The 20,880-nt window shown below is 68.5% G+C and carries 14 protein-coding genes and 1 riboswitch; of the genes, 2 read left to right on the forward strand and 12 right to left on the reverse strand.

What is annotated here, in order from left to right; genetic code table 11:
- Positions 1 to 48 precede the first annotated feature (48 nt).
- Positions 49 to 930 (reverse strand): Dyp-type peroxidase, encoded by an 882-nt coding sequence (locus tag SB786_RS11380; protein WP_410727534.1) that lies wholly within the window; start codon positions 928 to 930, stop codon positions 49 to 51.
- A gap of 493 nt (positions 931 to 1,423) precedes the next feature.
- On the opposite strand from SB786_RS11380, the gene SB786_RS11385 reads away from it, so the two are divergent.
- Together SB786_RS11385 and SB786_RS11390 are read left to right on the forward strand one after the other, a co-directional pair.
- Positions 1,424 to 3,286, forward strand: a complete 1,863-nt coding sequence (locus tag SB786_RS11385; protein WP_410727535.1) for an ABC transporter ATP-binding protein — start codon at positions 1,424 to 1,426, stop codon at positions 3,284 to 3,286.
- 217 nt (positions 3,287 to 3,503) lie between these two features.
- Positions 3,504 to 4,217, forward strand: a complete 714-nt coding sequence (locus tag SB786_RS11390) for a riboflavin synthase subunit alpha (RefSeq protein ID WP_410727562.1) — start codon at positions 3,504 to 3,506, stop codon at positions 4,215 to 4,217.
- A gap of 87 nt (positions 4,218 to 4,304) precedes the next feature.
- On the opposite strand, the gene SB786_RS11395 is transcribed toward SB786_RS11390, so the two are convergent.
- The 11 genes from SB786_RS11395 to SB786_RS11445 all read right to left on the reverse strand — a co-directional run bounded on the left by SB786_RS11395 (position 4,305) and on the right by SB786_RS11445 (position 20,569).
- Positions 4,305 to 5,546, reverse strand: coding sequence for a voltage-gated chloride channel family protein (locus tag SB786_RS11395; RefSeq protein WP_410727536.1), 1,242 nt, complete (start codon positions 5,544 to 5,546; stop codon positions 4,305 to 4,307).
- Positions 5,547 to 5,625: 79 nt separating this feature from the next.
- Positions 5,626 to 5,729: riboswitch (Fluoride riboswitch) on the reverse strand.
- 59 nt (positions 5,730 to 5,788) lie between these two features.
- Positions 5,789 to 6,808 carry a chemotaxis response regulator protein-glutamate methylesterase gene (locus tag SB786_RS11400; RefSeq protein WP_410727537.1) on the reverse strand — a complete coding sequence of 340 codons (1,020 nt, stop codon included), beginning with the start codon at positions 6,806 to 6,808 and terminating at the stop codon, positions 5,789 to 5,791.
- Complete coding sequence (locus tag SB786_RS11405; RefSeq protein WP_410727538.1) at positions 6,805 to 9,120, reverse strand: hybrid sensor histidine kinase/response regulator; 2,316 nt, start codon at positions 9,118 to 9,120, stop codon at positions 6,805 to 6,807. Before SB786_RS11405 ends, SB786_RS11400 begins: the two co-directional genes overlap by 4 nt.
- Positions 9,117 to 9,824 (reverse strand): chemotaxis protein CheW, encoded by a 708-nt coding sequence (locus SB786_RS11410; protein WP_410727539.1) that lies wholly within the window; start codon positions 9,822 to 9,824, stop codon positions 9,117 to 9,119. The genes SB786_RS11405 and SB786_RS11410 overlap by 4 nt, the downstream gene beginning before the upstream one ends.
- A gap of 45 nt (positions 9,825 to 9,869) precedes the next feature.
- A complete protein-coding gene (locus SB786_RS11415; protein ID WP_410727540.1) occupies positions 9,870 to 11,477 on the reverse strand; it encodes a CheR family methyltransferase in 1,608 nt (535 codons plus the stop codon).
- Entirely contained in the window at positions 11,474 to 11,986 is a 513-nt protein-coding gene (locus tag SB786_RS11420) for a chemotaxis protein CheW (protein WP_006750237.1), read from the reverse strand. Before SB786_RS11420 ends, SB786_RS11415 begins: the two co-directional genes overlap by 4 nt.
- Positions 11,983 to 13,659 carry a methyl-accepting chemotaxis protein gene (locus SB786_RS11425; RefSeq protein WP_166722200.1) on the reverse strand — a complete coding sequence of 559 codons (1,677 nt, stop codon included), beginning with the start codon at positions 13,657 to 13,659 and terminating at the stop codon, positions 11,983 to 11,985. The genes SB786_RS11420 and SB786_RS11425 overlap by 4 nt, the downstream gene beginning before the upstream one ends.
- 122 nt (positions 13,660 to 13,781) lie before the next feature.
- Positions 13,782 to 14,915 (reverse strand): response regulator, encoded by a 1,134-nt coding sequence (locus tag SB786_RS11430; RefSeq protein ID WP_410727541.1) that lies wholly within the window; start codon positions 14,913 to 14,915, stop codon positions 13,782 to 13,784.
- 692 nt (positions 14,916 to 15,607) lie between these two features.
- Positions 15,608 to 17,191 (reverse strand): Na+/H+ antiporter, encoded by a 1,584-nt coding sequence (locus tag SB786_RS11435; protein WP_410727542.1) that lies wholly within the window; start codon positions 17,189 to 17,191, stop codon positions 15,608 to 15,610.
- Positions 17,192 to 17,466: 275 nt separating this feature from the next.
- Positions 17,467 to 18,900: an aldehyde dehydrogenase family protein gene (locus SB786_RS11440; RefSeq protein ID WP_410727543.1), complete on the reverse strand. Its 1,434-nt coding sequence runs from the start codon at positions 18,898 to 18,900 to the stop codon at positions 17,467 to 17,469.
- Positions 18,901 to 18,928: 28 nt separating this feature from the next.
- Entirely contained in the window at positions 18,929 to 20,569 is a 1,641-nt protein-coding gene (locus SB786_RS11445; RefSeq protein WP_410727544.1) for an acetolactate synthase large subunit, read from the reverse strand.
- Between the last annotated feature and the right edge of the window lie 311 nt (positions 20,570 to 20,880).

The following is a 20,880-nucleotide window of genomic DNA, read 5'->3' on the forward strand; positions in this document are numbered from 1 at the left end:
GGCCGCGCACGATGCGCGGCCCGCCCGTTTGCGGATATCGTCCGACGCTTACAGTCCGAGCGCGGACAGGTCCAGCTTGCCGTCCTTCACCGGCGGACACCAGAAATACGCGCCCGTCAGCGGCCGCGTGAAGCGGAACAGGCCGTCGACGATGCCGTCGTCCGCGCCGCTCATCCGGCGCATCTGCACGTCGAACGCGCGGAACGAGCCACCGAACGCGACGAAGTAGAGCCCCGCGCGACGCGCATCGGACCACGGCGACGAACGGCGCAGCATGAACGCCTCCGGCTCGAAGCTCTCCTGCGCGGTGCGCTTCACGTGCGCGAACGCGGGTGCGTCGTCGAGTTCCTCGTTGTCCGAGCGGCGGCGTCCGACGATGTGATCCATGTCGCCGGACGCAATGCGTTCCATCTGGTCGAAGTCGTGCAACCATTGCTGAACCGCGACGAAGCTCGAGCCGTCGAGCCCGGCGCCCTGCCCCGTGACGATCGCCGCGGCGAGCGCGTCGTCGCCGGTCGGGTTCTCGGTGCCGTCCTCGTAACCCGACAGATCGCGATCGTTCGAATAGCGGAACCCGTCGACCGCGTCCTGCAGCGCGAATGCCGGCGCGAGCGCCCGCTCGATCGCCCGCGCACGCAGCACGAGATCGCCACGATCGTCACCGCGCAGCCAGACCCATACGTCGGCCGGCGTGATCGGCAGCGTGCGGTCGTTCACCGCGAATGCCGGGTATTCGGTCAGGCCCGGAACCGGGCGTCCGAGGTGCGCGGCCAGCGCATGCCCGAAGCCGGCGACCGTGCCGCGCCCGTCGACGAGCTCGCGCAATGCCTTCAACGCCGTTGCCACATTGGCGTTGTTCGAAATCGTGAAAGTGAGGTATCGGGCCGCCGTGTCGATCGGAGCCAGGATGCCTTGCTGAACGTCGCTCATCGTTTCCTCAGGAATGGTTCGGGGTGAATCCGCGGGGCCGCGGCGGCCGGCGCGCAACCGCAAAGTGTAATCGATGCGGCCCGCCGGTCCTTTTCCGGTGCGGCGCCGCACCGCGGAACGTGCACGGGGAAAAGGGCCGAAACGCGGCCTGCCGACCGTATCGACGCTGCAACGCCGCATTCGTCAGACGTTGCGGCGAGTCCGGCACTGCTGATAAAATCCCTACACGTCTTTTCGACGCCCTTTCAACGTTCACTTCAGGGAGGTGCAGATGTTCCGAATGCCAGCAGCCTTCCCGAACGTGGTCCCACGACGCGGCTGATCCAGCCCGTCGTCCGCGCCGGCTCCCGGGTTCTCCGCTGACCCGCCGGCCCGCGCACTTTCCCGACAGCCCGTTTCGTCCCGCCCGCGTCGTCCGCGTGGCCCGGCTGTTGCGTTTTCGACGTTCTCCGAACCGGAAAGTCCCGTCGCGCGATGCGTCGGGCAACGATACATGACCAGAAAAACCACCCATCTGGGCGGCCAGGCATTCCAGGCCGTCTTCGGCTTCACTTTCCGCTACTGGCGCAAGCAGCCGGTGCGCATCGCGACGATCATGGCACTGGCGCTGCTGGGTGCGCTCGCCGACGTGCTCACGCCGCTGTTCGCCGGGCGCCTCGTCGATGCGCTGTCGACCGGCCTGACCGACCGCGCCGCCGCGTGGCATTCGGCCATCGCCGCATTCGGCACGCTGGCCGCGCTCGGCATCGCCGCGACGCTGCTGCGGCAAGGCGTCTACCTGAGCATCATCACGCTCACGCTGAAGATGATGAGCGAAATCGCCGCCGCATCGTTCCATCGCGTGCAGCGCTTCTCGACCGACTGGCACGCGAACAGCTTCGCGGGGTCGACCGTGCGCAAGATCACGCGCGGGATCTGGGCGCTCGACCTGCTGAACGACACGGTGCTGATCGCGCTGCTGCCGTCGGTCACGATGCTCGTCGGCGCGACCGTGCTGCTCGGCACGCACTGGCCGGTGATGGGGTTCGTCGTCGGCGCGGGCTCGCTGCTGTACATCTCGGTGACGGTCGCCGTGTCGCTCGGCATCGTCGCGCCGGCCGCGCGACTCGGCAACATGTGGGACACGCGCATGGGAGGCGCACTCGCGGACGCGGTGAGCTGCAACGCGGTCGTGAAGGCGTTCGGTGCGGAAACGCGCGAGGAAGCGCGGCTCGCGCGCGTGATCGGCAAGTGGCGTCAGCGCACGCGCCGCACGTGGGTGCGCGGCACGCTCAACGGCGGGCTGCAAGGCGCGATGCTCGTCGCGATGCAGGCGGCGATGATCGGCGTCGCGCTGCGGCTGTGGGCGAACGACGAAGCGAGCGTCGGCGACATCGCGTTCTCGCTGACGATGTTCTTCATGCTGCAGGGCTACCTGCGCGACGTCGGCATGCATATCCGCAACCTGCAGCGCTCGGTCAACGACATGGAAGAACTCGTCGCGCTCGAGCGCCAGCCGCTCGGCATCGACGATCGTCCCGGCGCGCAGGCCATCCGGATCGGGCAAGGCGAGATCCGCTTCGAGCACGTGACGTTCCGCTACGGCAATCATCCGGTAGCGCTGTACGACGACTTCTCGATGCGCATCGCGCCCGGCGAGCGCGTGGGCCTGGTCGGTCATTCCGGGTCGGGCAAGACGACGTTCATCAAGCTGATCCAGCGCCTGTACGACGTGTCGGGCGGCCGCATCACGATCGACGGCCAGGACATCGCGCAGGTGCGGCAGGATTCGCTGCGCAGCCAGATCGCGATCGTGCAGCAGGAGCCCGTGCTGTTCCACCGCACGCTGGCGGAGAACATCGCGTATGCACGCCCCGACGCGAGCCGCGCGGAGATCGAGCGCGCCGCGCGTCTGGCCAGCGCGCACGACTTCATCGCCGCGCTGCCGGACGGCTATGACACGCTCGTCGGCGAGCGCGGGATCAAGCTGTCGGGCGGCGAACGCCAGCGCGTCGCGATCGCGCGTGCGTTCCTCGCGGATGCGCCGATCCTGATCCTCGACGAAGCGACGTCGAGCCTCGACAGCGAAAGCGAGCTGCTGATCCAGCAGGCGATGGAGCGGCTGATGGTCGGCCGCACGACGCTCGTCGTCGCGCACCGGCTGTCGACGGTGCGCTCGCTCGACCGCCTGCTGGTGCTCGATCGCGGCAAGGTGATCGAGGAAGGCAGCCACGACGCGCTGATCCGCATCGACGGCGGGACGTATCGCCGGCTGTTCGAGCGGCAGGCGCTGGAGCTGGCAAAAGGGCTCGCCGATTCGCCGCGGCGCCTCGCGGATCGCGATGCCGGGCCGCTAGGGGAGCCGGCGAAGGTGTGACGCAAGCGCGTCGCGGCGCAACGCGGCCCGGCCCGGCCCGGCGGCGCGGTCATCGCCGCCGGATCGGGTCGGCGCAGATCCGGATCGAGGCCGTGCCGCGCGCACGGCCTTTTTTGCGTCCACCGCATGCCCGCCGGTGCCGAACCGCGCGCCGCGGCGTTCTCGCCGCCGGGATCACTTATCATGTCGGCCAGCCAATTGCGACAAGGGATCGATCATGTTTACAGGCATTGTTCAGGGTGTTGGCATCATCAAGGCCATCAAGGATCACGGCGAACTGAGAACGTTCAGCATCGAGTTTCCCGACCGGTTCACCGCCGACATCGAGATCGGCGCGAGCGTCTCGGTCGACGGCGTCTGCCTCACTGTGACGACCATCCACTCGCCGGTACTGATCGACTTCGACGTGATGTTGCCGAGCCTGAGAATCACCACGCTGGCCGACCTGACGACCGGCGCCCGGATCAACGTGGAGCGGGCCGCGAAGGACGGCGCGGAAATCGGCGGACATCCGCTGTCCGGTCACGTCGACTTCATGGGGACCATCCTGCACATCGCGTCTTCCGAACACAACCGGATGATCCGCATCGGCGTGCCGGCCGATTTCAAACGCTATGTGTTCGCGAAAGGCTATATCGCGATCAACGGCTGCAGTCTGACCGTGTCGGACGTCAATCGCGACGAAGGCTGGTTCGAGGTCTGGCTGATTCCCGAAACGCGCCGCGCCACCACCTTCGATGCGAAAGGCGTCGACGTCAAGGTCAATATCGAGATCGAGCGCAGCACCCAGGTCGTCGTGGATACGATCCGCGAGTCGGTCAAGGAAACGCTCGGAGAGCTCACCGGCGTCGTCACGACGTTGCTCGCGGAGAAGGGCATCGCCATCGAGGAACTGCTCGCCCGGAATGTCGCGCGGCTGCCGAAGCAGTAACGGGCCGCCCCGTTCCCGGTGATCGGCGGGGCCGCCGGGTAGCGGTTTGCGTCGACACGCGCTGCCCGGCCGCCCCGCGCGCCGGCTTCACTCCGCCTCCACCTGCGCGCCCTTCCCCACCGCCACGCGCTGCGACCGATAGATCCCCGCGTGCCCGGAAAACAGATAGGCGACCACGCAGGCCACGATCGCATACACGCCGACATCCGCGCCGAACAGTTCGATCGCCATGATCGTCGATGCGATCGGGGTGTTGGCCGCTCCCGCGAACACCGCGACGAAGCCGAGCCCCGCGAGCACCGGCACCGGCAGCGCAAGCACCTGCCCGAGCGCGTTGCCGAGCGTCGCGCCGATGTAGAACAGCGGCGTCGCTTCGCCGCCCTTGAATCCCGACGCGAGCGTGACGACCGTGAACGCGAACTTGCCCGCGAAATCGTAAGCCGGCAGCGGCCCGTGAAACGCAGCCTCGATCGTCGGAATCCCGAGACCGAGATACTGCGGCACGTTCAGCACGGTGGCCGCCACGGCCACCAGCACGCCGCCGACCACCGGCTGCAGCGGCGCATGGCGGACGACGCGCCGGAACCACGCGGTCAGCGCATGCGTGGCGAACGCGAACAGCCGGCCGACGACGCCGAACGCGACACCCGCGACGACCGTCGCGGCCAGCCCCGTCGCCGACACGGCCGGCACGAACGGAATCGCATAGACGGTGTGATGCACGCCCCACGCGCGGCACACGACATCCGCGACGATCGCGGACGCGACGCAAGTCAGCAGCGCGTCGTACCGGACGCGGCCGATCGCGAGCACCTCGAGCCCGAACACGGCGCCCGCGAGCGGCGTACCGAACACCGACGAGAAACCGGCCGCGATGCCGCCCATCAGCAGCACGCGCCGATGCTCGCGATCGAGCCGGAACAGGTGCGTGACGCGATCGGCGAGCGCGCCGCCCATCTGCACGGCCGTCCCCTCGCGGCCGGCCGATCCGCCGAACAGATGCGTGACGACGGTCGCGACGAGCACGAGCGGCGCCATCCGCTTCGGCACGAGCGCCTTCGGGTCGTGAATCTCGTCGATCAGCAGGTTGTTGCCGCGCGCGACCGACTGGCCGAACCGGTGGTAGACCCAGCCGGTCGCGAAGCCGGCGGCCGGCAGCCCCCACAACAGCCACGGATGCGCGACGCGCGTGCCGGTCGCCCAGTCGAGCGCGAGCAGGAACAACGCGGAGGCCGTGCCGGCCAGCGCGCCGAGCAAGACGGAGAGCGCGAGCCAGCGGCACACGTAGCGCACGGTCGCGAAAAAATCGGCAGAAGTCGAGAAAAACATGATTTCCAGATTCGACAGGACATCAAAACCTGGGCGGCAGAATACCGCATGGATGGCCTGCGACCTCCTGACGACCCAGGAACACGCAGGCATCATCAGCCGGGCGAACCGGCGGTTGAGGGCCGAACCGGACGCGAGGCGCCGGGATCGACCGCAGGGAGGCATGCCATCTCCGCTGGCGGCAATTGTACGCGACGCCGCACATCGCACGCAATGCGGCCCGGCCGGGCCGCCGCGCACCGTCAGTCGGGCGGCACGCGCGTCACGCGCGAGATCAGCTGCGGCGCAATCCGGTCGAGCGGCAGGATCGCGGACGCCGCGCCGATCGCCGCGGCCGCCTTCGGCATCCCGTAGACGGCGCTCGTCGCCTCGTCCTGCGCGATCGTGTAGCACCCCTTCGCGCGCATCGCCTTCAGCCCCAGCGCGCCGTCGCGCCCCATCCCGGTCAGCAGCACGCCGAGCGCGTCGCCCTGCCAGCCGTCGGCGACGCTGTTGAAGAACACGTCGATCGACGGCCGGTACGGCGTCTCGGCCGGATGCCGCGTATAGCCGAGCACGCCGCGCGGCGACAGGCACAGGTGGTCGTTGGACGCCGCGAGCAGCACCTCGCCCGCCTGCGGCACGCTGCCCGGCCGCGCGACGCGCACGGGCAGCCGCGTATAGCCGTCGAGCCACTCCGCCATGCCGAGCGCGAACGCCTGGTCGACATGCTGCACGATCACGAGCGCGGCCGGAAAATCGGCCGGCAGCGCGCGCAGCAGCGCGGTGAGCGCGGTCGGCCCGCCCGCCGACGCGCCGATCGCGATCAGCGTCGGCTGGCCGCGCGCGGGCGCCGGCACGGGCGGCACGAGCGTCGCGGTCCGGCTTTCGAGCAGCCGGCCGATCTGGTCGATCTTCGCGAGCAGCGGCTGCGGCGCGGCGTCCGACGGCAGGCCGAGCGCGAGCGTCGGCGTATCGACCGCGTCGAGCGCGCCGGCGCCCATCGCCTCGTAGACCGACGACGTGTTCGCGCTGACGCTCGCGGTCACGATCAGGATCGCGCACGGCGCACGCGCCATGATCTGCCGCGTCGCGGCCACGCCGTCGAGCTTCGGCATCACGAGGTCCATCAGCACGAGGTCGGGCGGATGCGCGACGCAGAAATCCACCGCCTCGTCGCCGTCGGTCGCCACCCACAGCACGCGGTGATCGGTGCGCCGCGCGAGCACGTGGCGCAGCGCCTCGACGGCAAGCGGCAAATCGTTGACGATGCCGATGTTCATCCGCGTGCCCCGCCGATCAGGTCGTGCACCGCATCGAGCAGCGCCTCGTCGTGGAAACTGCTCTTCCCGAGATAGTAGTCGGCGCCGGCATCGAGCCCGCGCCGGCGATCCTCGTCGCGATCCTTGTACGACACGATCATCACGGGCACCCGCTTGAGCGCCGGATCGCTCCTGATCAGCGTGACGAGCTCGATCCCGTCCATACGCGGCATGTCGACGTCGGTGACGACCAGGTCGAACGCATCGCTGCGCACCGCGTTCCAGCCGTCCATCCCGTCGACCGCGACGGTCACGTCGTAGCCGCGCTTTTCCAGCAGCTTGCGTTCGAGCTCGCGCACCGTCAGCGAATCGTCGACGACGAGCACACGGCGACGCCGGTCGGCCCGTGCGAGCTGCGGGTCGCGCGTGAGTTTCGCGAGCTGGCCGCCGCGCACGAGCTTGTCGACGGAGCGGATCAGGTCCTCGACATCGACGATCAGCACCGGGTCGCCGTTCTCGAGCAACGCACCGGCCGCGATGTTCTGGATCTTCTGCAGGCGGCTGTCGAGCGGCTGCACGACGAGCATCCGTTCGCCGAGGAAGCGGTCGACGGCGACGCCGTACAGCTCGGGCTCGCCGCCGACGACCACGACCGCCGTGCTCGTGCGCGTGACGGCGGGCTCGCCCGCATCGAGCAGCTGGTGCGCGCCGACCAGGCCCGCACGCCGGCCGTCGAACGGAAAATGCGGCTGTCCTTCGAGCACGTCGATGTCGTCGTGCGAGAGTTCGAGCGTGCGGCGCACGTGCGCGAGCGGGAACGCGTACGGCTCGCCGCCGACCTCGACCAGCAGGCTTCGGATCACCGACAGCGTAAGCGGCAACTGCAGCACGAAGCGCATGCCCGCGCCGGGCTCGTTGAAGATGCGCACCGCGCCGCGCACGCCGCGCACCATCTCCTGCACCGCATCGAGGCCGACGCCGCGCCCCGACACGTCGGTCACCGCATCGCGCATCGAGAAGCCCGGCAGCAGCAGGAATTCGAGTAGTTCCGGATCGGACAGCCGGGCGGCCGTCTCGTCGTCGGTGAGGCGCTGGCGCACGACCGCCGCGCGCAGCGCATCCATGTCGACGCCCGGCCCGTCGTCGATCACGCTGACGAGCAGCGAGCCGGCGCTGTGGCGCGCTTCGAGCGTCACGCTGGCCTCGGCCGGCTTGCCGCGCGCGCGGCGCGCGTCGGGCGAGTCGACGCCGTGATCGATCGCGTTGCGCAGCAGGTGGCCGAGCGGCGCGTCGAGCAGGTCGAGGATGTCGCGGTCGACCTGCGTGCCTTCGCCGACGATCGAGAAGCGCACCTGCTTGCCGAGCGAGCGCGCGAGATCGCGGACGATGCGCGGATACGCGCGCGTCGCATCGCCGAACGGGCGCATCCGGCACTGGAGGGCCTCGTCGTACAGTTGCTCGGCGATGTGCGTGCTGCGGCGCTCGAAGCGGTCGAATTCTTCCATGCGCTCGGCGAGCGAACGCTGCACGTCGTTGAGCATGTGCCGCACTTCGTTGACCGACGCGAGCACGCCCGCATCGAGCTCGTCGGCGAACCGTTCGTACAACAGATCGAGCGAGCGGGCCGCGTCGCGCTGCGCGCGCTTCACGCGCAGCATCGATTCCGCGAACGGCTTGAGCCAGCGCGATTCGACGAGCGACTCGCCGGACAGGCTCAGCAGCCGGTTCAGCGTATCGGCCCGCACGCGGCGCATCGCGCCCGCGCCGGCCGCGCGTCCCGCCGGGACCGGATCGGGCACGGCCGCCGACAGGGCGAGCGGCGGCACCGCGGCGCCGGCTCCGACGGGCTCGTTCGCGGCGCCGTCGTGATCGCGAAACGGCACGCTGGACGGCGGCGCCGGCGCCGGCGGCGGCGCGAAGGCCGGCGCCGGCATCGCGTGCGTGCCGTCGGCGCCCGTGAGCGCCAGTGCGAACGCGTCGATCTCCGCCGACGACACGGGCGGCGCCTGCGGATCGGCGACGCGCACCAGCAGGTCGACGCCGGCGAGCAGCACGTCGACATGCGTGGCCGTCAGTGCGATGGTGCCGGCCTGCGCGGCGACGAAGCATTCTTCCATCCGCCCTGCGATCTCGACGCCGAGCGGCACGCCGACGATGCGCGCGGCGCCCTTCAGCGAATGCGCGGCGCGCATGCACGCCTCGAGCGCGACGGAATCGGGCTCACCCGATTCGAGCGCGAGCAGGCGTTCGGACAGCGCCTGGGTCTGCGTGCGCGTCTCCTCGCGATACAGCTCGAGCAGCGACAGGTGGCTCAGATCGTCATCGCCGCTCATCGCATGCTCCGTGTGACGGCGTCGAACAGCCGGTCGTCGTCGAGCAGGCCCACCGACTTGCCGCGCCACGACAGCACGCCGCGCGACAGGCCGGCGCTCGCGCGCCCGACCGTCGCCGGCACGGGTACCCATTCGGATGCGCCGAAGCGCAGCACGCCCTCGACTTCGTCGACCGGAAACACCACCGGCTCGCCCTGGTGCGCGGCGACCAGCAGTCGTGTGAAGCGGCCGTCGCCGCTGCCGCTGCTGCCGCTGTTGCCCGCATCGAGGCCGAGCAGCGCGCCGATCGAGATCGCGATGCGCAGCGTGCCGCGAATGTTGACCACGCCGCGCACGGCCGAATGGCGGCGATACGGCAGCGAATGGATCCGGCGCGTGCCGGCGATCTCGCGCAGCACGCCGATCGGCAGCGCGAGCCATTCGTCGGCGACGCGAAACGCCAGCGCCGCCTGGCGCGTATCGTCGTCGCCGTGCGCGCCGGTCGCGTCGAACGCGCTGATCCGCCGCGTGGCGTCGGCCATCTCGGCCGCGCCGAGCGGGCGCTCGAGCAGTTTCGCCGCGTGATACGCGTAGACCGGGCAGTTCAGGCAGCGCAGGCAGTCGGCCAGCCGCTCGCACGAGCGGTCGCCGCGCGTGCCGATCCGGTTCCAGCAATCGTCGACGCCGATCGTCGTGTCGTCAGTGGCAACGGCGTCGCGGTTCATTCTTTCCTCGGTCATCCCGATGTCGGCTCCCAACCCGTATTCTCATCACCCTGCGGAGCGCCGCGCACGCTCGAGCAGCCATTGCGCGCCGGCGCCATCGCCGCCGACGTCGAGCAAGGTCGCGAGATGCGTCAGCGCTTCGTGGTGCGTCGGCCGCAGATACAGCGCCTTCCGGTAGAAGTCGCCCGCTTCCGCGACACGCCCGCACGCATCCGCGATCAGCCCGTTCAGGTAGAACGCGTCCGCGTGCGGCCCGGCATGCGCGGAGAATCGCGCGAGCACGCGCTCGGCCTCGTCGAACGCACCCGCGTTGGCCAGTGCCTGCGCTTCCTCGAGCGTCGGTGCGGCGCTGTCCGCGAGCGGTGCCGCCGGCGCGGGCACGTTGGCTGCGTTGGCTGCGTTGGCTGCGTGGGCCGCGTGGGCCGCGTGGGCCGCATTGGCCGCATTGGCCGCATTGGCCGCATTGGCCGCGTTGGTCGCGTTGGTCGCGTTGGTCGCGTTGGTCGCGTTGGTCGCGTTGGTCGCGTTGGTCGCGTTGGTCGCGTGGGCCGCGTGGGCCGCGTGGGCTGCATTGGCTGCGTTGGTCAGCGCGCCGGCGCGCATGTCGGCCAGCGGCTCGAACGCAGTCGGGCGTTCGGCCGGCGCAAGGGCCGAGGGCGACGGCGCGATACCGCTCCACGTCGGCGGCACGACGGCCAGCAGTGGGCGCGCCGCGGCGGGCGGCGCCACCGTCAAGCGCTCGGCACGCCGGTACGGCGCAACGGCCGGCGTCGGTGCCGCGTGCCGCGCCGCGCTGGCGTCCGCCGCCGCGTCGCGATGATCGCGATGAAACGCGAATGCCAGCGGCACGCGCGCCGAACGCATCCCGTGCCGCATCGCGACGCCCGTTTCGGCCGGACCGACGAACAGCATCCCGTCGGGGGCGAGCCAGCTTTCGAGGGAACCGATCACGCGGTCCTGCGCGTCGCGGTCGAAGTAGATCAGCACGTTGCGGCAGAACACGAAATCGTAGCGAATGCCCGTATCGACGCCCGGTTCGATCAGGTTCGCCTGGCGAAACTGGACGCGCGCACGCACGCGCTCGTCGAGCAGCCAGCCGTCGGCGGCCGGCGTGAAGTAGCGGGCGCGAAACTCGGTCGCCGTGCCGCGAAACGCATTGCGCCCGTAGCAGCCGAGCCGCGCCTGTTCGATCGCGCGCGCGCTCAGGTCGAGCGCGTCGATCGTGAAGCTGGCCGGATCGAGCCCGGCGTCGAGCAGCGCCATCGCCGCCGAATACGGCTCCTCGCCGGTCGAGCACGGCGCGCTCAGCACGCGGATCACGCGCCCGGGCGTCGCGGCAAGCCGCTCGAGCGCAAGCCGCGCGAGCGTCGCGAACGCCTCGCGATCGCGGAAGAACCACGTCTCCGGCACGACGAACAGCTCGATCAGCGCGCGCCGTTCGTCGGCCGACGCGTTGAGCTGCTGCCAGTAGGCGTCGAGCGCTTCGGGCGTGACGGGCGGCCGCGCCGCCGACGGCAGCCGCTCGCCATCGCCCTGCAGCGCATGCATGCGCTCGGTCAGCGCGCGGCTCAGGAAATCGTTGCCGAGCGAATCGGGGTCGATGCCGGTCTCGCGCAGCAGCCAGCCGCGAAATCGCGAATCGGATTCTTTCATGCGGACTCCCCTCCGTGGCCCGGCAGGCCGTCGAACAGATACAGGCGCGCAACGTCGTCGATCAGGTCGGATACCGAAACCTGCTGCACGATTCCGTCAGGCGTGTTCGCGACGTGCCCGAGCCAGCGCGTGCGCGCCGTCGATACGCCGCTGGCGCGGAATGCCGTGCGGTCGATTCGCAGCGTCTGCGTCGCGCGCTCGACGATCAGGCCGATCACGCGCTCGCGGTCGAGCGGCTCGACGCGGTAGCGCACCATCACCAGCCTCGTCGAACGCAGCGCATGCGCGCGCCGCCCGAGCGCCAGCATCGGCACGTCGATCACGGGCACCGGCTGACCGCCCCGCATCAGCAGCCCGGCGATCCAGTCGGGCGCGCCGGGCACGACCTTGGTGGTCGCGAGCGGCAACACTTCGTCGATGTCGGCCGCGTCGAGCGCATAGCGCTCGCCGTCGAGCTCGAACATCAGGAACAGCGCGTGCGCGCCGCCGTGCGACTCGGCGCGCGTCACGCGTCGACCTTGAAGCGCGACACGCTGGTGCGCAACTGGTTCGCGACGAGCGTCAGGTCATCGATCGCCTGCGACGACTGGCGCAGCGACTCGGCCGTCTGCTGCGCGGCTTCCGACAGCTGCGACAGCGCCTGCGTGATCTGCTCCGCACCGTTCGCCTGCGTCTGCATCCCTTCGTTGACCATCTGGAAGCGCGGCGAGAGCGTCTGCACCTCGGCGATGATCTGCGACAGCTGCCCGCCGACCTGCTGCACGTCGAGCATCCCGCGGCGCACTTCCTCGGAGAACTTGTCCATCCCCATCACGCCCGCCGACACCGCCGACTGGATTTCCTTCACCGTCTGCTCGATGTCGTAGGTCGCGACCGCCGTCTGGTCGGCGAGACGGCGGATCTCGGTCGCGACGACCGCGAAGCCGCGGCCGTACTCGCCGGCCTTCTCGGCCTCGATCGCCGCGTTCAGCGACAGCAGGTTGGTCTGGTCGGCCACCTTGGTGATCGTCGCGACGACCTGGTTGATGTTCAGCGCCTTCTCGTTGAGGATCGCGAGCTTCGCGTTCACCGAACCGGCCGCGTCCATCACGCTGCGCATCGTCTCGCCCATCCGCGTGAGGCCGCTCTGGCTCGCGCCCGCGAGCGTCGCCGACTGTTCGGCCACGCCGGCCACCTCGTTCATCGTGCGCAGCAGGTCGCGCGAGGTCGCGAAGATCTCGCGCGACGTCGCGCCGATCTCGGTCGTCGTCGCCGCGGTTTCGTTGGCGGTCGCCTGCTGCTCGCGTGACGTCGCCGCGATTTCGGCCACCGACGTCGTCACCTGCAGCGACGACTGCTGCGCGCGCGCGACCAGCTCGGTCAGTTCGTCGGCCATCCGGTTGAAGCCCGTCTCGAGCGTGCCGAACTCGTCATGGCGGCGCAGGTCGAGGCGGCGCGTCAGGTTGCCGGTGCGCATCACGTCGTGCACTTCCACGAGCCGCGCCATCGGCACGGTGACCGCGCGGAACAGCCCGTAGCCGAGCGCGAGCGCGGACAGCAGCACGATGCCCAGCGCCAGCGCCAGCACGACCTCGGTGTCCTGCACGGACTGGCGAATCAGCTTCGCGGAGTTGTCGGCGAACTTGCGGTTCTCCTGCACCAGGACGTTCGCGTTGCGCACGACCTCGGTCCACACCGGCAGCGTGCGCGCATAGGCTGCTACGGCTTCCTCGCGCGACACGTGGCTCTTCTGGATCGCATCGTTGAGCAGCGGTACGTAGCGGTCGTAGGAACCGCGGAACGTCGAGAAACGCTGCCGGTCGTCATCGCGGAACGTCGTGTTCTGGTAGTCGACCGACAACGACTCGACCTCCTTGAGCGCCTCGGCGATCTTCGCGAAATCGCGCTGCACGAGTTCGGGATCGGTATCGACGAACGTCGCCTGCTGCAGCATGGCGAACGATTCGTTGACCGATCCGCGCAGCGACGCCGCGAGATAGACGCCGGGCAGCGAGTCGCGTTCGATGCTGATGGCTTCGGTGTTGATCGCATGCAGACGCTCGTAGGACACGCCGGCGGTCACCAGCATCAGCACGAACAGCACGCCGAAGCTGAGCAGGATGCGGTTGCCGAGCGTCAGCCGGCCAGCGCCGATCGTCGGATGCAGGCTTTCATTGGTCGCGCGGGGCGTCACGGTGGCCATGTTCGTTATGGGCTTTCTAAAATCAGCGTTGAAAAAACCGCGCCCGCCTGCACGCCGCACGGCGCGCCACGAGCGCATCGGGGTCTGCGGGCGGCACGGCTGCGGCGGGCCGCGCCGCGAAATCACCGGTCCGCTTGCGCCGGCAGCCGAAGCGCGACCATGAAGCCGCGCGCCGTATTGCGCATCAGGATCTGGCCGCGATGCCGCGCGGCCGTCGCGCGCACGAATGCGAGCCCGAGGCCGAAGCCGCTGCGCGCCGCGCCGTGCACGGATTCGAGCCGCACGAACGACTCGGTCGCGGCCGTGCGCTGCTCGGGCGCGATGCCGTTGCCGGCGTCCTCGACGCCGATCAGCCACGCACCGTCGTCGTCGCCCAGCGTGCAATGCACGTCCGTGCCGGCCGGACCGTATTTCAGCGCGTTGTCGATCAGGTTCGCGACCGCGCGCGTGAGCATCATGCGGTCGCCCATCGTCACGCACTCGGCGGCGGGCACGTGGGCCACGACGCGGCTGCCGAAGCCGGCCGCCCTCTCCCACAGCTGATCGACGGCGTCGAGCACGATCTCGTTGAGACTCAGGACCTCGTGCGCCCGGCGTTCCGACTGCGCGCGGGTCAGGTGGATGAAGCCGTCGGCAAGCGCCAGCGCGCGCCGTGCATGGCCGGCAATGCGCTCCATGATCGCCGGCATGTCGCCGTGCTCGGTCCGGTAAACCTCGAGCAGTGCGAGGATCGACGTCTGCGGCGAGCGCATGTCGTGCGACAGGAAATCCAGCGCTTCGTCGCGCTGCCGCGACATCAGGTACGAATTCGAGTGATAGCGGATGCGCGCGGTCAGCTCCATCGCGTCCGGGAGCTTCACGAGATAGTCGTTCGCGCCGGCGATGAACGCCTCGCGCTTGACGATCGGCTCCTCTTTCGCCGACAGCACGATGATCGGCACGCGTGCGGTGTCGGCGTCCGCGCGCCACGCGCGAACCAGGTCGAGGCCGTCGATTTCCGGCATCACCAGATCCTGGAGGATGACCGTCGGCTTCACGTCGCGCGCGACCGCCATCGCCCGGTGTGCGTCGGTGCACACATGCAGGTTGATATCGTGCTCGCTGCGCAGCGCGCGGCGGATCACCTCGCCGACGAACGGCTGATCGTCGACCAGCAGAACCGATAGCCCCGATTCGAGACAATCCGGCGCATTTTCACCGCTCGATTCTTTCATAAATACCGTTTCAAACGCCAAATCTCCAATTGATTCTTTCATAGGAGTTGTTTATCCGACTTGGACGCCATCTTAATTTAGCGGTTGAGAATTCCGCCTATTGTTGCCGACCTGGCCTGTCGGCATTGCCCCACGGGGATCCGAGCGCCGATTTTTCCCCGACGACGGTCGTATTACCTCCGCGTGCTTTCTCTCAATAAAGATAACCGGCTGATTCTAAATGAAATTAGAACACAGCATCTATCTCCTTCCGGTTTAGTTTTGCCAAATATGGTGAAAGAGCGGGATTCAGTTAAATCAGATCAATTCCGGACGCGAAAGACGATAACGTTTGCGAGGCCGGTGCCATGAGGCTTGCATGCGCTGCAAGGCTCGCGTGTCGAGGGTATTGGGGCCGGATTCAGATGCGACGGAATCGGGGGACAGGGAGGGGAAAAGGAGCGCGCCGTGACCGGATCGGCCGCGACGCAAACGCCGGGGGCGCAGCCGGCCGGACCGGCAACGGCAACGGCAACGGCAACGGCAACGGCGGCGCGTGTGGCTTGTGGCTTGTGGCTTGTGGCTTGTGGCTTGTGGCTTGTGGCTTGTGGCTTGTGGCTTGTGGCTTGTGGCTTGCGGCTTGCGGCTTGCGGCTTGCGGCTTGCGGCTTGCGGCTTGCGGCTTGCGGCTTGCGGCTTGCGGCTTGCGGCGTGCGGCGTGCGGCGTGCGGCGTGCGGCGTGCGGCGTGCGGCAGCCTACCCGCGCGCGTGCTGCGCGGACACTTCCTGCAGATCGAGATCACGTTCGAGCATGTGCAGCATCTCGTCGTGGATGCGGCCCGAACGATGCAGGCGCAACAATTCCGCACGTCCGGCCTTGATCGCGGCAAGTACGACGTCGTAGTGCGCGGTGCGCACCTCCGCCGGATACGCAGGCTCGTTCTTCGCCCGCTCGGTCAGCTTCGCGCGATACGTGTATTGCTCCAGCAGGCGCGGGTGAATCACGTTGCCGCTCGCGTCGCGCACCAGCGGCTGGATCGCCGCAAGCTGCGCCGCCTCGACGTGCGCCCACGCCATCGGCTCGGTCAGGTGATGCGCGGCGCGCTCTTCGTGCCGAGGCAGGCGCAGCAGCCGGATCAGCGGCCCGATGGTCGTGCCCTGCAGCAGAACGGTGACGAGAATCACCGCGAACGACGCGACCAGGATCACGTCGCGGCCCGGCATTGCCTCCGGCAACGACAACGCGATCGCCAGCGTCACGACCCCGCGCATCCCGGCCCAGCTCATGATCGTCGCGGCCTTCCAGTCGGGTGCGAAACCGCGCCCCATGATCCCGCGCACCGGCAGCTTCAGCGCCTCGACCGCGTAGATCCACACGAAGCGCGACACTACCACCGCCGCCAGCACCGCGAGCACCGGCGGCACCATCGTGGCGAGCACCTGCTCGAAACCGCCGAGCCGGTGGATCGCGCCGCGCAGCGACAGCCCGATCAGCACGAACACCATCGCCTCGAGCAGGAACACGATGACCTGCCAGAACGCGGTGCCGCGCGTGCGCACGGCGGCCGAAAACACCTCGTGCTGATGCCAGCCGACGATCATGCCGGCCGTCACCGTCGCGATCACGCCCGACACCTCGACCATCTCGCCGGCGGTGTATGCGATCCAGCCGGCGATTACCGCGACGGTAATCACCAGATAGTCGTCGCGGAGCAGCTTCAGGAACCACACGACGAGCTTGCCGACCAGGTAGCCGACCACGACGCCGCCGAGCCCGAGCTCCGCGAAGCGCACGACCGCGTGCTCGAAACTGAACGCGCCCGTCAGCGCGGCGGCGACCGCGAAGCGGAACAGCACCAGGCCGGCCGCGTCGTTCAACAGGCTTTCCCCTTCGAGCAGCACCATCAGCCGGCGCGGCAGCGCGACGCGTTCGAGCACCGCCTTCGCGGCCACCGCGTCGGGCGGCGACACGATCGCGCCCAGCGCGAAGCATGCGGCCCACGGCAGCGACGGCACGACCCAGTGCACGGCAAGGCCGACCGCGAACGTCGTGAACACCACCGCGCCGATCGCGAGCATCAGGATGCCGCCGACGTTGCGCTTGAACTCCTCCCATACGGAGAAATACGCGCCGTCCATCAGCAGCGGCGGCAGGAACACGAGCAGCACGAGTTCCGGATCGAGGTTGATCGGCGGCAGGCCGGGAATGAACGCGATGCCGATGCCGCCGATCAGCAGCGCTGCCGCAGGCGGCAACCGCAACCGCTTGGCGATGCATTCGAGCGCGACGATCGCGAGCAACGACAACAGAACCAGCTTGAATGCCGAGACGGGGGACATGAATCGACCTCGTGAAGAATGAATGCGCACGCCAACCGGTGTCGTACCCTGGTTGGCCATTTCGCGCGATTACATCACGATGCGATGCCGGGAGTCGAGCGCGTTCCGCACGCGCGGCGCGCGATGCCGCGTCGATACCACGTCGATACCACGTCGATAACACACGGCGGGGCGTTGCCGTGCCCGTGCGCAGGCGTCGAAATGAAAAACGGCACGCGGGCCGGCGCGATCGCGTGATCGCCCGCCCGCGTGCCGTCTTGCCGCGTGCGATCGCGCTAGCGGCGTCGCACGACCATCAACCGCGGCTCGGTCATGTCCTCGATCGCGTAGCGGATCCCTTCGCGGCCGAGCCCCGAGTCCTTCACGCCGCCATACGGCATGTTGTCGACCCGGAACGACGGCACGTCGTTGATCACGACGCCGCCCACCTCCAGTTCGTCCCACGCGCGCTGCGCATGCGCGAGCGAATCGGTGAACACGCCGGCCTGCAGCCCGAAGTCGCTGTCGTTCACGCGCGCGAGCGCATCGTCGAAGCGATCGAACTTCTCGAGGATCGCGACCGGGCCGAATGCCTCCTTGCGGTACAGGTCCTGCTCGCGGCCGACGTTTTCCAGCAGCGTCGCCTCGAACATCGCGCCGTCGACCTTGCCGCCCGCGACGATCTTCGCGCCCGCCGCGACGGCCGCATCCATCCAGCCGGACAACCGGCGCGATTCGGATTCGGAGATCATCGGGCCGACGAACGTCGACGGATCCTTCGGATCGCCCATCTTCAGCGAACGCGTCTTCGCGATCAGCTTGTCGCGCAGCGCGTCGTACAGATCCGCATGCACGAGGATGCGCTGCACGCCGATACAGCTCTGGCCCGACTGGTAATACGCGCCGAACGCGAGACGCTCGACCACGTAGTCGAGCTGCTCGTGCTGATCCGCGTCGACGATCGCCGCCGCGTTGCCGCCGAGTTCGAGCACGACTTTCTTCTTGCCGGCCTTCTCCTTCAGCGCCCAGCCCACGGCCGGCGAGCCCGTGAACGACAGCAGCTTGAAGCGCTCGTCGGTCGTGAACAGATCCGCGCCGTCGCGATGCGCGGGCAGCACCGAGAACGCGCCCTTCGGCAAGTCGGTTTCCGCGAGCACCTCGCCGATGATCAGCGCGCCGATCGGCGTGCGGCTCGCGGGCTTCAGCACGAACGGACAGCCGGCGGCCAGCGCGGGGGCGACCTTGTGCGCGGCGAGGTTCAGCGGGAAGTTGAACGGCGAGATGAACGAGCACGGGCCGATCGGCACGCGCCGCGTATAGCCCGTGTAGCCTTGCGCGCGCGCCGAGATCTCGAGGTTGATCACTTCGCCGTCGATGCGCACCGACTCCTCGGACGCGACGCGGAACGTATCGATCAGCCGCGTCACTTCGCCCTTCGAATCGTTGATCGGCTTGCCGGCCTCGATGCACAGCGCCTCGGCCAGCTCGTCGAAACGCTCGCGAAAGCGCGCGACGCAGTGATCGAGCACCGCCTGCCGCTTGTAGGCCGGCAATTCGCGCATCGGCTTCGCGGCATCGACCGCCGCGCCGATAGCCGCATCGATCGCCTTCGCGTCGGCGAGCGCGACGCGCGTCGCGACCTTGCCGCTGAACTTGTCGGTCACGTCGAGATCGGTGTTCGCGTAGACGGCTTCGTTGGCCAGGTAATACGGATAGGTATCCTTCAACATGGAACGCTCCTTCCGGTGAACTGCGGATTCAGAGTTGCGCCGACAGGCGCTTGATTTCGCGGTTGAGCACGCGCTCGTTGTCCGAATAGTCGATCGGCACGTCGATCACATGCACGCCCGGCGTCGCGAAGCAGTCGCGCAGCAGCGGCTCGAGATCGTCGGCCGCTTCGACGCGATGCCCATGCGCGCCGTAGCTCTGCGCATACGACACGAAATCGGGATTCTTCAGCGTCATCGCGAAATCGGGAAAATTCATGTTCTCCTGCTTCCAGCGGATCATCCCGAACGCATCGTCGCGCAGGATCATCACGACGAGGTCGAGCTTCAGCCGCACGGCCGTTTCGAGTTCCTGCGAATTCATCATGAAGCCGCCGTCGCCGCACACGGCGATCACCTTGCGCTGCGGATGCACGATCTTCGTCGCGATTGCCGACGGCAGGCCCGCGCCCATCGACGCGAGCGCGTTGTCGAGCAGCAGCGAGTTCGGTTCGTGCGCACGCCAGTAGCGCGCGAACCAGATCTTGTACATCCCGTTGTCGAGGCAGACGATCCCGTCGAGCGGCAGCGCGTTGTACAGGTCGTTCACGATCCGCACCGGATACATCGGGAAGCGCGGGTCGTGCTGGCCCTTCTGCAGGTGCGCGTCGAAATGCTCCTTGATCATCGTGAAGCGCTCGAAATCCCAGTGCGGCTGGCGCGTCACCGCTTCCTTCATCTGCCACACCGCGTTCGCGATGTCGCCGACCACCTCTATCTGCGGGAAATAGACGGGATCGACCTGCGCGCCGAGGAAGTTCACGTGGATCACCGTTTTGTCGTCCGCGCGCATGAAGAACGGCGGCTTCTCGATCACGTCGTGGCCGACGTTGATGATGCAGTCCGCATGCTCGATCGCGCGATGCACGAAGTCGCCGTCCGACAGCGTCGCGTTGCCGAGCCACAGCGGATGGGTTTCGTCGATCACGCCCTTGCCCATCTGCGTGGTGAAGAACGGGATGCCCGTCTTGTCGACGAATTCGAGCAGCATCTTGCAGGTCGTCTTGCGGTTGCCGCCCGCACCGATCATCAACAGCGGATGGCGCGCGGCCTGGATCGCGTCGATCGCGTGCGCGACCGCCTTCTCCTCGGCGACCGGCCGCCGGCTGTAGCTGCGCGGAATCGGCTTGCCGTCGCCCTCCTCGTGCGCGATGTCCTCCGGCAGCTCGAGGTGCGCGGCGCCCGGACGCTCCTCCTCCGCGCGGCGAAACGCCTCGCGCACCGCCGACGGAATGTTGCCAATCGACACGATTTGCCGCGTGAACTTCGTCAGCGGCTGCATCATGTCGACGACGTCGACGATCTGGAAGTGGCCCTGCTTGCTGGACTTGATCGGCTTCTGCCCGGTGATCATCAGCATCGGCATGCCGCCGAGCTGCGCATACGCGGCGGCCGTCACGAAGTTGGTCGCACCCGGCCCGAGCGTCGCGAGACACACGCCGGTACGGCCCGTCAGCCGGCCGTAGGTGGCGGCCATGAACCCGGCCGCCTGCTCGTGCCGGGTCAGCACGAGCTTGATCGTCGATCGCCGCAGCGATTCGAGCAGATCGAGGTTTTCCTCGCCGGGAATGCCGAACACGTACTCGACGCCTTCGGCTTCCAGCGCCTTCACGAACAGATCCGATGCTTTCATGGGGACTCTCGGTTGATGCCGCCCGCCCGGCTTACGGGCGCGCGACGTTCAGAACGCGCGCCGGCCTACGGCACGCGGACGCTTTACCTATTGGACACAAACCACGACACGGCACGCGCGCGGCAAGCACGCGCGGTCGACAGGGGCGTTTTTGATTGTAGACGGATTCGCGCAATCGCGACTTCGACCGAATGGCCGGGGCCGGCCTCGCGACAGAGTCGGCCTGACGGCCAATTCGACGTCAAACGGCGCGCGCGGCCCTACTGTGGAGGCAACCGAATTCCATTCATCGAATCTGTGAACCATGGTTG

This window comes from Burkholderia sp. SIMBA_062 (assembly GCF_046534765.1).
GTDB classification, from domain to species: domain Bacteria; phylum Pseudomonadota; class Gammaproteobacteria; order Burkholderiales; family Burkholderiaceae; genus Burkholderia; species Burkholderia ambifaria.